The 13,721-nt window shown below is 73.0% G+C and carries 11 protein-coding genes; 5 read left to right on the forward strand and 6 right to left on the reverse strand.

Features of this window, described 5'->3' with window-relative positions; translation table 11 throughout:
* Positions 1-67: 67 nt before the first annotated feature.
* On the reverse strand, positions 68-1,294 hold the full coding sequence (locus ACIRNI_RS29110; RefSeq protein ID WP_403555914.1) for an Ig-like domain-containing protein: 1,227 nt from the start codon (positions 1,292-1,294) through the stop codon (positions 68-70).
* Between the two features lie 77 nt (positions 1,295-1,371).
* Entirely contained in the window at positions 1,372-2,097 is a 726-nt protein-coding gene (locus ACIRNI_RS29115; RefSeq protein WP_403555916.1) for a hypothetical protein, read from the reverse strand.
* 122 nt (positions 2,098-2,219) lie between these two features.
* Between ACIRNI_RS29115 and ggt the strand changes: the two genes are divergently transcribed.
* Positions 2,220-4,034: a gamma-glutamyltransferase gene (gene ggt, locus ACIRNI_RS29120; protein ID WP_403555918.1), complete on the forward strand. Its 1,815-nt coding sequence runs from the start codon at positions 2,220-2,222 to the stop codon at positions 4,032-4,034.
* A 3-nt stretch (positions 4,035-4,037) separates the two neighbouring features.
* Here the strand turns inward: ggt and ACIRNI_RS29125 are convergent, their stop codons facing one another.
* Positions 4,038-5,258: a cytochrome P450 gene (locus ACIRNI_RS29125; RefSeq protein WP_403555920.1), complete on the reverse strand. Its 1,221-nt coding sequence runs from the start codon at positions 5,256-5,258 to the stop codon at positions 4,038-4,040.
* Positions 5,259-5,493: 235 nt separating this feature from the next.
* On the opposite strand from ACIRNI_RS29125, the gene ACIRNI_RS29130 reads away from it, so the two are divergent.
* Together ACIRNI_RS29130 and ACIRNI_RS29135 are read left to right on the forward strand one after the other, a co-directional pair.
* Positions 5,494-6,300, forward strand: a complete 807-nt coding sequence (locus ACIRNI_RS29130; protein WP_403555922.1) for a hypothetical protein — start codon at positions 5,494-5,496, stop codon at positions 6,298-6,300.
* A 161-nt stretch (positions 6,301-6,461) separates the two neighbouring features.
* Positions 6,462-7,571: a LacI family DNA-binding transcriptional regulator gene (locus ACIRNI_RS29135; RefSeq protein WP_403555924.1), complete on the forward strand. Its 1,110-nt coding sequence runs from the start codon at positions 6,462-6,464 to the stop codon at positions 7,569-7,571.
* Here ACIRNI_RS29135 and ACIRNI_RS29140 read toward each other — a convergent pair.
* Genes ACIRNI_RS29140 through ACIRNI_RS29150 form a run of 3 tightly spaced genes read right to left on the reverse strand, consistent with a single transcriptional unit; the run spans position 7,555 to position 10,972 of the window.
* Positions 7,555-8,265 (reverse strand): sulfite exporter TauE/SafE family protein, encoded by a 711-nt coding sequence (locus tag ACIRNI_RS29140; protein ID WP_403555926.1) that lies wholly within the window; start codon positions 8,263-8,265, stop codon positions 7,555-7,557. The genes ACIRNI_RS29135 and ACIRNI_RS29140 overlap by 17 nt on opposite strands.
* Positions 8,262-9,650: an amidohydrolase family protein gene (locus tag ACIRNI_RS29145; RefSeq protein WP_403555928.1), complete on the reverse strand. Its 1,389-nt coding sequence runs from the start codon at positions 9,648-9,650 to the stop codon at positions 8,262-8,264. The genes ACIRNI_RS29140 and ACIRNI_RS29145 overlap by 4 nt, the downstream gene beginning before the upstream one ends.
* A complete protein-coding gene (locus ACIRNI_RS29150) occupies positions 9,647-10,972 on the reverse strand; it encodes a uracil-xanthine permease family protein (RefSeq protein WP_403555965.1) in 1,326 nt (441 codons plus the stop codon). The genes ACIRNI_RS29145 and ACIRNI_RS29150 overlap by 4 nt, the downstream gene beginning before the upstream one ends.
* Before the next feature lie 596 nt (positions 10,973-11,568).
* On the opposite strand from ACIRNI_RS29150, the gene ACIRNI_RS29155 reads away from it, so the two are divergent.
* Both ACIRNI_RS29155 and ACIRNI_RS29160 read left to right on the forward strand, forming a co-directional pair.
* On the forward strand, positions 11,569-12,411 hold the full coding sequence (locus ACIRNI_RS29155) for a nitrilase-related carbon-nitrogen hydrolase (protein WP_403555929.1): 843 nt from the start codon (positions 11,569-11,571) through the stop codon (positions 12,409-12,411).
* Complete coding sequence (locus ACIRNI_RS29160) at positions 12,408-13,706, forward strand: aspartate aminotransferase family protein (protein WP_403555931.1); 1,299 nt, start codon at positions 12,408-12,410, stop codon at positions 13,704-13,706. The genes ACIRNI_RS29155 and ACIRNI_RS29160 overlap by 4 nt, the downstream gene beginning before the upstream one ends.
* The last annotated feature ends 15 nt before the right edge of the window (positions 13,707-13,721 follow it).

Consider the following 13,721-nt stretch of genomic DNA (forward strand, 5'->3'; position numbering starts at 1 on the left):
TACCGGAAGTAACCCATCGGTAAGTTACGCGCTGGTAACGATTGTTGGACGCCGTGTCAACGAGGGGTCAGCGCAGGGCGCTCTTCGCCTGCCAGTCGGCCCAGGACAGGTTCCACTCGCCGTAGCCGTTGTTCAGCGCCTGCGTGCCCTTGGCGTCGCCGCCCGTCACCTCGAAGGGGTCGCCGACCTGCACCTTCTCGTACAGCGACCGGGCGTCGGCGGTCGTCATGCCGAGGCAGCCGGAGCTCTTGTTGGCGTTGCCCATGTAGCGGGCGTTCCACGGCGCGGCGTGCGCGTACATCCCCGACCAGGTCAGCCGCATCGAGTAGTCGACCATCTTGTCGTACGCGTCCCCGAGGCCGACCGTCTCGGAGCGCATGTTGATCGTGCCCTCCTTCGACATCAGCACCGTCTTCCCGCGCCACGACGCCTTCTCGCCGCCCGGCGTGCCGCCCGACATGGGCAGGTCCTCGACCACCTCGCCGTCCCGCAGCAGCTTCAGCCGGTGGGTGTCGAGGTCCGCCTTGACCACCTGGTTCCTGCCGATGGTGAAGGTCGTCGCGTAGTCGCGCACGAACCAGCCGCCGGCCTCGCCGGTGTCGATGCCGTTCAGCTCCGCGTTCAGGGTGACCTTGGTGCCGGGCTGCCAGTACTGCTTCGGGCGCCAGTCGACCCGGTCCTTGCCCGACCAGTCCCGCATCCAGCCCCAGGAGCCGACGGTGCTGTTCGACGTCGTCACCTTGAGGTGCTTCTCCACCTCGGCCTTGTTCTTCACGGGGTGGTCGAAGACGATCGACAGCGGCTGGCCGATGCCGACCGTGGTGTTCTTGCCCGGGGCCAGCGTCAGCTTGTTCACCTTGCCGGCGGCGGCGGTGGTGAAGCCCGCCGTGGCCGTGCCGCCGTTCGCGTCCCGCGCCTGGACCGTGTAGCCGGTGCCGGGGGCGGCCTTCCGCGCCGACGTCCAGGACTTCCCGTCGGCGGAGAGCGTGCCCGCCAGGGTGGCGCCCTGGGAGTCGGTGACCGTGACCTGCTTGAGCGTGCCCTCGGCGAGCGTGACGCGGACCGGCTCGCCCGCCCGGGCCTGCTGACCGGAGAGGTTCACCGAGATACGGGTCTCGGGCTTGGCCCCCTTGCCGCCCCCGTCGGCGGCCTGGGCGGCGCCGGAGCCGCCCGAGCACGCGGTCAGTGCGGCCATGGCCAGGCCCGCGGTACCGGCCAGGGCGGTGGTGCGGAAGGGGCGGCGCGGGCGGGTGCGGCGGAGCAGGCTCAACGGGAAAACCTCCGATGCGATCATTCGTCGCCGAGGGAGAGGGCGATCGGAGGCGACCGGTTGCGTTAAATCGGAAGATTTCCGCCCGTGCCGGATGTGACTTATGCCGCGGTTTCGACGGCGGTCCGCGCCTCCCGCGTCACATCCGCCACCAGCTCCACCACGTCGGGACCGTACGCCTGCGAATTGACCACCTTCAGCAGGAGGACGAAGGAGCCGTCGGCGCCGTACTTACGGGCCAGCTTCTCGTGGTGGCGGACCAGGTAGCGGGCGGCCGCCTGGTTGGTGATCGCGCGCTGCCCGCAGAAGAGGAACACCGGCCGCCGGCCCTCGCCCGCCGTCAGCCGCGCGAGGAGCACGTACTCGTGCATGCCCGGGTCGATGAGGTAGCGCTCGGCACCGATCGCGAAGGCGCTGCGCTCCTCGGCCGGCTCCATCTCCGTGTTGACCGTCACCCCCGGCAGCAGGATCCGCAGATGCGCCTCCATACGGCGATTCGAGGAGGGCCCGCCGAGGCAGAACTCCGTGCGCTCCCCGAAGCCCTGCTGCGCCGCGTCGTGCGACACGATGCGCGCGTGGGCCCCGCAGTCCTTGATGAGCGCCGACAGTTCGAGCAGCGCGAACACGTCGAAGCGCCGGACGGCGCCGTCGGTGCCGGCGTCGCGGTTGACGACGAGCAGGCACTCGGCGTTCCCCGGAAGCCCGAAGAAGGCCTGTTTGCGGCGCAGTCCGCGACGCCACAGGGCCGTGCGGGCCAGCCAGCCGAGCGCCGCGCTGACCCCGGTGGCTATCACGCCGAGCACGATGTTGAGCAGGTCGTCATACATGGGCGCGCATGCTAGCGGGTGCCCCGCCGGTGACACCGTGTCGGCGGGGTCCTGGCGGGGTGCCCTCCCCGAAGTTACGCTCGCCGGACGGTCGTTCGACGGTCGTCTGACTGGAGGTACGGATGCGTCGCCCCACGGTACGGACCCTCTCGCTCGTCGCGGTCACCGCGACGGCCCTCACGGTGGGCGCGGCCGCGCCGCCGCCGCAGAGCAGCGCCATCACCCCTCCCGCCAAGTCACCGGTGGCGGTGGGGTACGGCGGCGCCGTCGCCAGCGTCGACCCCGACGCCTCGGCCGCCGGCATCGAGGTCCTGCGGCGCGGGGGCAACGCCGTGGACGCCGCCGTGGCCACGGCCGCCGCGCTCGGCGTCACCGAGCCGTACTCGGCGGGCATCGGCGGGGGCGGCTACTTCGTCCACTACGACGCCAAGACCCGCACGGTGCGCACCATCGACGGACGCGAGACCGCGCCCCTCTCCGCCGACGCCTCCCTCTTCCTCGGCGCGGACGGCACGCCCCTGCCCTTCGCCGAGGCCATGACCAGCGGGCTGAGCGTCGGCACCCCCGGCACGCCCGCCACCTGGAAGACCGCGCTCGACGCCTGGGGCACCAAGCCGCTGCGCGACCTGCTGAAGCCCGCCGAGCGGCTGGCCCGCGACGGCTTCACCGTCGACGCCACCTTCCGCGCGCAGACCGCCGCCAACGAGGCCCGGTTCCGCGACTTCCCCGCCTCCGCCGAGCTCTTCCTGCCGGGCGGCCGCCTGCCGGAGGTCGGCTCGACGTTCAAGAACCCCGATCTGGCGCGGACGTACGAGAAGCTGGGCCGGCACGGCACCGGGGCGCTGTACCGGGGCGACCTCGCCCGCGACATCGTCCGCACCGTGCAGGACCCGCCGGTTCGGGAGGGCGCCCAGCGGACCGTACGGGCCGGGGACCTGGCGGAGCGTGACCTCGCCCGGTACGAGACGGTGTGGCGCAAGCCCACGAAGATGTCCTACCGCGGCCTGGACGTCTACGGGATGGCGCCCTCCTCGTCGGGCGGCACCACCGTCGGCGAGGCGCTCAACATCCTGGAGCGCACCGACCTGTCGTCCCTCTCCAAGGCCCAGTACCTGCACCGATTCATCGAGGCGAGCCGCGTCGCGTTCGCGGACCGGGGGCGCTGGGTCGGCGACCCGGCGTTCGAGGACGTCCCCGTGCGCGGGCTGCTGTCACAGCGGTTCGCCGACGCGCGCGCCTGCCTCATCCGCGACGACGCCGTACTGACCAGCCCGCTCGCGCCGGGCGACCCGCGCGACCCCGACCCGGAGCCGTGCGCGGCGGGCGGGACCGCGGCCCCGACGACGTACGAGGGCGAGAACACCACGCATCTGACGGCGTCCGACAAGTGGGGCAACGTCGTCGCGTACACCCTGACCCTCGAGTCCACGGGCGGCAGCGGCATCACCGTGCCGGGGCGCGGCTTCCTGCTCAACAACGAGCTGACGGACTTCTCCTTCGCCCCGGCGAACCCGGCGGTCCACGACCCGAACCTCCCCGGCCCCGGCAAGCGCCCGCGCTCCTCCATGTCCCCGACGGTCGTCCTCGACGGCCACGCCCGGCCGGTCCTGGCCCTGGGCTCCCCGGGTGGCGCCACCATCATCACGACCGTCCTGCAGACCCTGACGGGCGTGGTCGACCGTGACCTGCCACTGGTCGAGGCGATCGCGGCGCCGCGCGCCAGCCAGCGCAACCAGACGACGACCGAGCTCGAACCCGCCCTCTACGGCAGCCCCGTGCGCGCCGAACTGGAGGCGCTCGGCCACCGCTTCCGCGAGAACCCGGAGATCGGCGCGGCCACCGGCATCCAGCGTCTGCCCGACGGCCGCTGGCTCGCCGCCGCGGAGAAGACCCGGCGCGGCGGCGGCTCGGCGATGGTGGTCAGGCCCGCGTCGTAAGGCTCACCACGCCACGGGCAGCGTCTGCGGCCCCCGGATCAGGCCCTTGCTCTGCCACACCATGTCCTCCGGCTCCACCGCGAGCCGGAGGCCGGGGAACCGGTTCAGCAGACTGGAGAGCATCACTTCCGACTCCATCCGGGTGAGCTGGGCGCCCATGCAGTGGTGCGGCCCGTGGCCGAACGCCAGGTGGCCCAGCTCGCCGCGGTCGAAGTCGAGCGCGTCGGGGTCGTCGAAGACCTCCGGGTCGCGGTTGGCCGCGAGGTACGAGGCGTAGACCACCTCGCCGGCGCGGATCAGCACACCGCCGACCTCGAGGTCCTCCGTGGCCACGCGCGGCAGGCCCACGCCGTTGCGGTGCGGGATGAACCGCAGCAGCTCGTCCACCGCCCGCGGCAGCAGTTCCGGCTCGGCGCGCAGCCGGGCCAGGTGCGCGGGGTGCGTGAGCAGCGCGTACACCATGTTGGCGCTGTTGTTGCGGACCGCGTGCGCGCCGCTGACCTGGATCGCGGTGGTGACGGAGACGGCCTCCTCCTGGTTGAGCTCCCCGCGGTCCAGGGCGTCCGCCAGCACCGTCGCCAGGTCCTCCCGGGGCTCGCGTCGGCGCCGCTCCAGCAGTTCGACGATGTACGAGGTCAGCTCCGCCTTCACCTGGCGGCTGCGCTCCGGGCCCGGCCCGGTCGACATGATCAGGTCGGGCCAGCCGGCCAGCCGCGGCCGGTCCTCCTCCGGTACGCCGAGCAGGTCGCTGACCACCGACAGCGGCAGCGGCCCGTGGAGCATCGCCATGAGGTCCGCGGGCGGACCGTGCCGCTCCACCTCGTCGAGCAGGCGGTCCGCGGTCTGCTGCGCCAACGGGCGCAGCCGCTTCATGCCCTGCACGGTGAACGCCCGGGCGACGACCTTGCGCAGCCGGGAGTGGTCCGGCGGGTCGACGTAGTTGAAGCCCGCGCTGGAGGCGATCTGGTGCGCCGTCATCCCGGTCGCCTTCGCCGTGCGCTCCACCAGCGCCCGCCGGCTGAAGCGGGGGTCCGACGTCACCAGCCGGACGTCCTCGTACCGCGTCACGAGCCACGCCTCGCCCTCGCCGTACGGCAGGCGGATACGGGCCACGGGCTCCTCGCGCAGCAACTCCTCCAGCAGCGGGTCGAACTCCAGGCCGGGCAGGTCGTCGATCGCCCAGAAGCGCGCGGGCGGGGTCTCCGCCGTAGTGGTCTGTGTCATCCCGGTGCTCGCTTTCCCATAGGTCCGTCAGGTCCGTTCAGGCCAGGGCGATGTGTTCCCGGCCCAACCCGCGGCGCCTCGCCGCACGGAGCCAGCTCCCCCCGGACGGACCAATGGGAAAATAAACACACTTGATCGTATGAATGGGTGACAGACCATCGGATGACCGTGGGACGGGCGGACCGACCGGGCAAGGACGAGCTCGTCGGCACGAGCAGCCACAGGAGATCCAGGAATGCCCAGAACTTCCCGCAAGTCCCGCGTCGCCGTGCGCGGCGCGTTCGCCGCCTCCGTCATCGCCACGTCCCTGACGGCCTTCCCCGCCCACGCCGAGGACGCGCAGCACAGCGCGCTCCCCAGCCACCAGTGCACGGTCAACGGCAAGGCCGTGGAGCCCGGCGAGCGCGTCAACGGCACCAGCCGGGACGACAAGATCGAGTGCGAGAACGACATCGAGAACGTCATCATCTGGGGCGGAGGTGGCAACGACAACATCCGGGTCAAGGGCCTCATCCTCGACTCCCAGGTGCTCGGCGGCGACGGCGACGACACCATTCAGACCAGCCACCTGATGCCGCGCCACGGCTCGTCGTCCATCCGCGGCAACAGCGGCCACGACACCATCATCGTCGCCACCGTGCGCGGCACCGCCGACCACGGCGCCACCGTCTACGGCGATATGGGCAACGACCGCATCACCGTCGGCAGCGTCCACGGCGCCCCCGGCGACTACGCCCGCGGCGGCGGCCAGGTCTTCGGCAACGACGGCACGGACCGCATCACCAGCGGGACCATCGACTTCGGCGGCCGGGTCCTCGGCGGCTCGGAGAACGACCTCATCGAGGCCAAGGCCGTCGGCCCCGAGGCGGGCGGCACCATCCAGGGCGGCCCCGGCGTCGACACCATCCGCGGCACGAACGACGGCGTCCTGTCCGCCGGTCCCGGCTGGGGCGTCGTGGACGGCGGCCTCGACGTCGACAAGTGCAAGGTCGAGCACGCCTCCCCGGACCGCGCGCGCAGCACCATCGCCAGCTGCCCGTGAGGCGTCGCCCATGAGGCGCTGACGCGACACGCTCTCGCCCCCGGCCGGTGCACCGGCCGGGGGCGAGCCTTTGGGCCGGCCTCCGGGCGAGCCTTTCCGTGGCGGAGGAGGTCGGGGAAGATGTGGGCAGCATCCACCTCGAGCGAGGAGCCCCCAGCCAGATGCCCCCCTCCGGATCCGCTCCCGGTCCCGGCACCGGTCCCGACACCGGCACCGGCCCTGTCGGCGGCCCGGCCGTCTCGCGGCCGCCGACGATCGCCGACGTCGCCAAGGCGGCCGCCGTGTCCCGTACGACCGTCTCGCACGCCCTCAACGGGCTGGGCAAGGTCGATCCCCGGACCCGGGAGCGCATCAAGAAGGTCGCCGCGGAGCTGGGCTACCGGCCGAACCTGCGGGCCCAGCGGCTGCGCCGCGGCGAGGCCAAGGCGATCGCCCTCGCCTCCTCCATGCCGTTCGCCGTGGCGGGTGGGCCCTCGCGCCTCGGGTTCTACATGGAGGTCGCCGCAGCGGCCGCCGAGCGGGCGCTCGTCCACGGCTACGCGCTCGTCCTCGTCCCGCCCGTGCGGACCGGCTCCCCGCTGTACTCCGTCGACATCGACGGCGCCATCGTCGTCGAACCCGACCAGGACGACGTGGCCGTGGCGCAGCTGCGCGAGCGCGGCCTGCCGTACGTGGCGCTCGGCCGGCCCGTCGCGGCCGGTGACGAGGCGCCGTACGTCGACCTGCGCGCCGGGCTCGTCGTCGACCTGCTCCTCGCCCACCTGCGCGAGCAGGGCGCGCGCCACCCGGCCCTCATCGTCGGAGCGGGCGCGCGGCACTCCACCGTGGACGCCCGCGCCGCGTACGAACGCGCCGCCGCCGAGCACGGCTGGACGCCGGTCGTGGCGACCGCGTCCGAGCAGGGCGGCGAGGAGGCGGGATACGCCGCCTGCGCCGCCCTGCTCGCCGAGCACCCCGACGTCGACGCCGTCTGCGCGCTGGTGGACGTCTTCGCCGTCGGAGCCGTACGGGCCATCCGGGACGGCGGCCGCCGCGTCCCCGACGACATCATGGTCGTCACCCGCTACGACGGCCTGCGCGCCCGCACCTGCGAACCGCCGCTGACCGCCGTCGACCTGCACCTGGACCGGGCCGCCGACGACGCCGTCGAGCTGCTCCTCGGCCGGCTGCGCGGCGAGGCCACGGCGCCCGTCGCCACGCCCCCGGAGCCGCGCGTGGTGCCTCGCGCGTCGTCCCTGCGGCGCACGCCGGGCGTCACACCCCCAGCATGAGCACCGCGCCGGAGACGAGCGCGAAGACCAGCACGAACAGCCGCATCCGGCGGGCGTCCAGCCGGTGGTGCACCAGCCGGCTCAGCCACGCCCCGGCGGCCAGCGCGGGCAGCAGCGCGACCGCCCAGCCCAGCTGGCCGGCGTCGCCGCCGCCCGTCGCGAACAGCAGCGCCAGCGACGCCACTTCCCCGACGAGGAAGCAGACGGCGACCGTGGCGCGCAGCTCCGCCGGCGGCCGGTGCTGGTACACCAGCGCGAGCGGCGGCCCGCCGACCCCGGTTGCGGTCTCCGTCAGGCCGGTGACCAGGCCCGCGCCGACGTACGCGCCCCGGCCGGGCGTGAAGGCGGGCGCGGCGAGGCTCACCACCGCCGCCAGCACGGTCGCCGCCCCGACGAACAGGCCGAGCCGCCGGTCCGGGATCACCCACAGCAGCATCAGCCCGCCGGGCGTGGCCGCGAGCCGGGCCGCCGTGATCCAGCCCGCGCCGCGCAGGTCGAGCGAGGCGCGCTCGCGCCACGCCACGTACAGGTTGAGCGGGATCATCGACGCCAGCACGAACACGGGGACCAGCCCCGGGTCCAGCAGCCCGGCGACCGGCGCGACGATCAGCGCGAAGCCCAGGCCGCTGGCCCCCTGGACGAACGCCGCGACGGCCACCGTGACGGCGAGGACGATCAGTGTCTCCGTGCTCACGGCCGGGCCGCCCACCCCTCGGCGGCCGTCGGGTGGACGCGGGTCACCGGCGCCCGGAGCAGCACCTCCTGGGCCAGCTCGGCCGCCCGCCGCACCAGCGCCGGGCCGTCCCAGTCCACCGGGCGGCCGCGCCACAGCCGCAGCCGCCCGGCCACGAACACCGCGTCGATCTGGTCGCGGTTGCCGCGCCGTACGAGCTCCCACGGCAGGTCCCAGCTCAGCCGCAGCTCGGGCGTGTCCACGTCGACCAGCAGGAAGTCGGCCGCGGCGCCCTCGGTGACCGTGCCCGTACGGGCGGAGAGGCCGACGGCGTCCGCGCCGCCCCGGTTGGCGCGGTCCAGCCACGTCCAGCCGCCGCCGCACGACGAGTCGCCGGTGGCGAGCCCGTACGTGAGGCGCTGCGCGAACTCGGCCGCCTCCGCCAGCCGGAACGCGTCGCCGCGCGTGCCGTCCGTGCCGAGCCCGAAGCGTATGCCGCGCTCCGCCATCGTCGTCGCCGGGGCGACGGCGTTGCCCTTCCAGGCGCTGGCGACCGGGTTGTAGCTGACCGCCGCCCCGCTGTCCGCGAGGAGCGTGACCTCGCGGGGCGTCAGCAGGGTGGCGTGCGCGGCGAGCAACTGCGGCCCCAGGGCGCCGACTTCGTGCAGGTACTCCAGCGGCCGCAGCCCGTGCTGGACGAGCGAGCGCTCCACGGCCGCCAGGTGCTCGTTGACGTGGATCTGGACGACCGCCCCCGCCTCGGCGGCCAGCCGGGCGGTACGCGCCAGGGCGCGCTCCGTCGCCGCCTCGGGTACGGAGATCGCCAGGGACGGGTGGACCAGCTCCTCGGTGCCGTACCGCGCCAGGTGCTTCTCGGCCGCCGCCAGCGTGGTGTCGGTGTCGCCGTCGAGGTCGTTGCAGACCAGCCCGAGGACGCAGCGGATGCCGGCGTCCCGGGCCGCCGCCGCGACCAGCTCCACGTCCACGGACGCGCGGGTGCCCGCCTCGGCGACGGTGGTGAAGCCGCCGCGCAGCGCTTCGAGGGCGGCCAGCTTCGCCGCCACGTACACCGCCTCCTCGTCCAGCGCCCCTTCGAGCGGCACCCACACGCGCCGGAAGATCTCGGACGGTTCGCCGAAGGCGAGCGCCGCGCCGAAGCTCTGCGTGAGGTGGTGGTGGGTGTCGACGAACCCGGGCATCAGGACGTACCCGGGCAGCCGGACCGGCCGCAGGTGCGGATGCGTCCGCTCCACCTGCTGTACGGGCCCGACGGCGCGGAAGGTGTCGCCCTCGACGACGGCCGCGTAGTGGTCCATCAGCCCGTCGGGCGTGAGGACGGCGTCGGGCGCGAGCAGCAGTCCGCGGGTGTCGTCGGTACTCAGACGGTCGGGGGTCAGGTCTCTCATCGGTCGCTTTCGGTACGCGTACGAGTACGGGGGAGGGGCAGCCGGACGTGGTGGAACAGGACGTTGAGGACGGCGGCGACGGTGGCGCCGACGGCGACGCCGCTCTCGAGGAGGATCCGGGCGTTCGGCGGGAAGCCGCCGTACACGCCGGGGATGAGGATGGGCAGCAGTCCGAGCGCAAGGGCGACGGCGCAGATGAACGTGTTGGTGTGGCGGTCCAGCTCACCGGCCCGGCCGAGCATCTGCACGCCCAGCACGGTGATCACGGCGAAGACCACCATGGCCGTGCCGCCGACGACGGCCGACGGGATGACGCTGATGGCGCGGGTGACCGGCGCCAGGACGCCGATGAGGATGAGGACCACGCCCGCGGCGGCGGTGACGAACCGGCTGCGTACGCCGGTGACGCGGACGATGCCGATGTTCTCGCCACTCGTCACCATCAGCGGCAGGCCGAAGAACCCGCCGATGAAGGAGGTGGCCGCGTCACCGCGGATGGTCTTGGGCACGTCGGCCCTCTTGTCGACCTCCTTGCCGACCGCCTCCGCGTTGATCACCGTCTGGCCGGTGGCCTCCGCCATGGAGGCGAGGCTGTACAGCATCAGCGGGAGCGCCGCGATCAGGTTGAACTCGGGGGAGCCGAAGGGCAGCGCCTGGGGCAGGCTCACCAGTCCGCCCTCGGCGGCCCGGCTGAAGTCGACGCTGCCGAGGGCGAAGGCGAGGACCGTGCCGGCGATCAGGCCCAGCATGACGGCGAGCTGGCGCAGGACGCCGCTGAAGAGGGCGTAGAAGGCGACGGTGAAGCCGATCGTCGCCATGCCGAGGAGCAGGTTGGCGGGGTCGGCGAAGCCCGGGGTACCGGGGCGGCCGGTGACGAGCACGGCGCCGACCTTCACCAGATTGACGCCGACGATCACGATCATCGTGCCGATGACGAGGGCGGGGAAGAACGCGAGCAGGCGCGAGAAGACGGGCAGGACGACGAAGTAGAACGCGGCGGTGAGGATCACCGCACCGGTGGCGGTGGGCAGGCCGTGCTGCTCGGCGATGGCCAGGAAGAGGATGAGCGGCGCGCCGCCCGGCAGCATGACGAACGGAAGCTTGGGGCCGAACTTCCAGGGGCCGAGCGACTGGATCAGGGACCCGATCCCGGAGAGCACGAAGGCGGCCGAGAGCAGGTTGACGGTGAGGGCGGCGTCGAGCCGCAGCGTGGCGCTCATCAGGAAGATGGCCGAGATGGGGGTCGCGGCCATGACGAGCACGTGCTGCACCCCGAAGAGCAGGATGCGGCCGAGGGGCCGCGACTCGTCCACCGGATGCACGGCGGTCGCGGTCGCCTTCGTGGTCGTGGTGGGGGTCTTGGTGGCGTCGGCGGGGGAGGGGGCGGGACCGGGGGTGGAGGCGGTGGCGGGGGCGGTGGCCTCCGGTGGCGAGGGGACGGGGGGCGTGGGGCGGGGACTGGACACGGGCGAGCTCCGTTCGGCGCACTCCGACTTCGGCTGTGGTCCGGCCCGGACGGGGGCCAAATCGATTTGGCCAATCGATGTGGCGGTCAGTATTGGGACCCCGTGAGGGTCGCGTCAAGAGATGCGCGTGGATGGAAACCCGCAGCGGCCGGCGGCCGGCGGCATTGGGGCCGGGCGGCCGGGCGCGTACGGCACGCGGCCCGGCGTGCGGCGCGGGCTACGGCCGTCCGCCAGGCCCGGCGGCGGCGATACCGCCATGAGCTGCGCACCTGAAAACGCCCGAGAAGCGCCGGGTGTCGACCACTCGGGTGCGAAACGTGATCGACTCCGTCGGTTCACGGCGGCGGTCTTGCTCCGCGATGTGACGAGGCTTACGTTCACTGTCTACGCACCGCGTCTACGTGCGTAGAGACTCGCAGAGGCTCGTCGACGCCGTGCCGAAGGAGCAGCTCATGTCCCACATCGTGCGCGCCGCCCTCGTCCAGGCGGCCTGGACCGGCGACACCGAATCCATGATCGCCAAGCATGAGGCGCACGCCCGCGAGGCTGCCCGGCAGGGCGCCAAGGTCATCGGCTTCCAAGAAGTGTTCAACGCCCCGTACTTCTGCCAGGTGCAGGAGCCGGAGCACTACCGCTGGGCCGAGCCCGTCCCCGACGGGCCGACCGTCCGCCGGATGCGGGACCTCGCCCGCGAGACCGGCATGGTGATCGTCGTCCCGGTCTTCGAGATCGAGGGCCCCGGCTTCTACTACAACACCGCCGCCGTCATCGACGCCGACGGCTCGTACCTCGGCAAGTACCGCAAGCACCACATCCCCCAGGTCAAGGGCTTCTGGGAGAAGTACTACTTCCGCCCCGGCAACCTCGGCTGGCCGGTCTTCGACACGGCCGTCGGCCGGGTCGGCGTCTACATCTGCTACGACCGCCACTTCCCGGAGGGCTGGCGCCAACTCGGCCTCAACGGCGCACAGTTGGTCTACAACCCGTCCGCCACCCACCGCGGTCTCTCCTCCCACCTCTGGCAGCTGGAGCAGCCCGCGGCCGCCGTCGCCAACCTCTACTACGTCGCCGCCATCAACCGCGTCGGCCAGGAGGAGTACGGCGACAACGACTTCTACGGCACCAGCTACTTCGTCGACCCGCGCGGCCGGTTCGTCGGCGACGTCGCCTCCGACAAGGAGGAGGAACTGGTCGTCCGCGACCTGGACTTCCGCCTCATCGACGACGTACGCCAGACCTGGGCGTTCTACCGCGACCGCCGCCCCGACGCCTACGACGGGCTGGTGAAGCCATGAACACGACGGGCAACGGCCACGATCTCCACGCCCGCCACAGGGCCGTCCTCCCCGACTGGCTCGCGCTCTACTACGCCGAGCCGATCGAGATCACCCACGGCGAGGGCCGGTACGTCTGGGACGCGAGCGGCAAGCGCTACCTCGACTTCTTCGGCGGCATCCTCACCACCATGACCGCCCACGCCCTCCCCGAGGTCACCAAGGCCGTCACCGAGCAGGCCGGCCGGATCCTCCACTCCTCCACCCTCTACCTCAACCGCCCCATGGTGGAGCTCGCCGAGCGCGTCGCCCACCTCTCCGGCATCCCCGACGCCCGCGTCTTCTTCACCACCTCCGGTACGGAGGCGAACGACACGGCGCTGCTCCTGGCCACCGCGTACCGTCGCACCAACCAGATCCTGGCGATGCGCAACAGCTACCACGGCCGCTCCTTCTCCACCGTCTCCATCACCGGCAACCGCGCCTGGACCCCGACGACCCTCTCCCCGCTCCAGACGCTGTACGTGCACGGCGCCGTCCGCAGCCGCGGCCCGTACGCCCACCTCACGGACGCGCGGTTCATCGAGGCGTGCGTCGCCGACCTGGAGGACCTGCTCGGGCACACCGGCGACGTCGCCGCGCTGATCGCCGAACCCATCCAGGGCGTCGGCGGCTTCACCTCCCCGCCCGACGGGCTGTACGCCGCCTTCCGCGAGGTGCTCGCCCGGCACGGTGCCCTCTGGATCACCGACGAGGTGCAGACCGGCTGGGGCCGCACCGGGGAGCACTTCTGGGGCTGGCAGGCGCACGCCGCGAGCGGCCCGCCCGACATCCTCACCTTCGCCAAGGGCATCGGCAACGGCATGTCCATCGGCGGTGTCGTCGCCCGCGCCGAGGTCATGAACTGCCTGTCCGCCAACTCCATCTCGACCTTCGGCGGCTCGCCCATCACCATGGCGGCCGGCCTCGCCAACCTCTCCTACCTTCTGGAACACGACCTCCAGGGCAACGCCCGGCGCGTCGGCGGCCTGCTCATCGAGCGGCTGCGCGCCATCGGCGCCGGCGTCGCGTGCGTACGGGAAGTACGCGGCCGCGGCCTGATGATCGGCATCGAGCTGGTGAAGCCGGGTACGGACGAGCCCCACCCCGAGGCGGCCGCCGCCGTCCTGGAGGCGGCCCGCGAGGGCGGGCTGCTCATCGGCAAGGGCGGCGGCCACCACACCACCGCGCTCCGCGTCGCCCCGCCCCTCTCCCTCACCGTCGCCGAGGCCGAGGAGGGCGCCGCCCGCCTCGAACAGGCCCTGCGCTCCGTCTGAGCCGAACCAGCCGCC

The organism is Streptomyces sp. NPDC093546 (genome assembly GCF_044765045.1).
GTDB lineage: Bacteria > Actinomycetota > Actinomycetes > Streptomycetales > Streptomycetaceae > Streptomyces.

Bases quoted from the DNA above. Each gene is read 5' to 3' on its own strand.
- ACIRNI_RS29110 (WP_403555914.1), bottom strand. From the start codon at position 1,294: ATGATCGCATCGGAGGTTTTCCCGTTGAGCCTGCTCCGCCGCACCCGC.
- ACIRNI_RS29115 (WP_403555916.1), bottom strand. From the start codon at position 2,097: ATGTATGACGACCTGCTCAACATCGTGCTCGGCGTGATAGCCACCGGG.
- ggt (WP_403555918.1), top strand. From the start codon at position 2,220: ATGCGTCGCCCCACGGTACGGACCCTCTCGCTCGTCGCGGTCACCGCG.
- ACIRNI_RS29125 (WP_403555920.1), bottom strand. From the start codon at position 5,258: ATGACACAGACCACTACGGCGGAGACCCCGCCCGCGCGCTTCTGGGCG.
- ACIRNI_RS29130 (WP_403555922.1), top strand. From the start codon at position 5,494: ATGCCCAGAACTTCCCGCAAGTCCCGCGTCGCCGTGCGCGGCGCGTTC.
- ACIRNI_RS29135 (WP_403555924.1), top strand. From the start codon at position 6,462: ATGCCCCCCTCCGGATCCGCTCCCGGTCCCGGCACCGGTCCCGACACC.
- ACIRNI_RS29145 (WP_403555928.1), bottom strand. From the start codon at position 9,650: ATGAGAGACCTGACCCCCGACCGTCTGAGTACCGACGACACCCGCGGA.
- ACIRNI_RS29155 (WP_403555929.1), top strand. From the start codon at position 11,569: ATGTCCCACATCGTGCGCGCCGCCCTCGTCCAGGCGGCCTGGACCGGC.
- ACIRNI_RS29160 (WP_403555931.1), top strand. From the start codon at position 12,408: ATGAACACGACGGGCAACGGCCACGATCTCCACGCCCGCCACAGGGCC.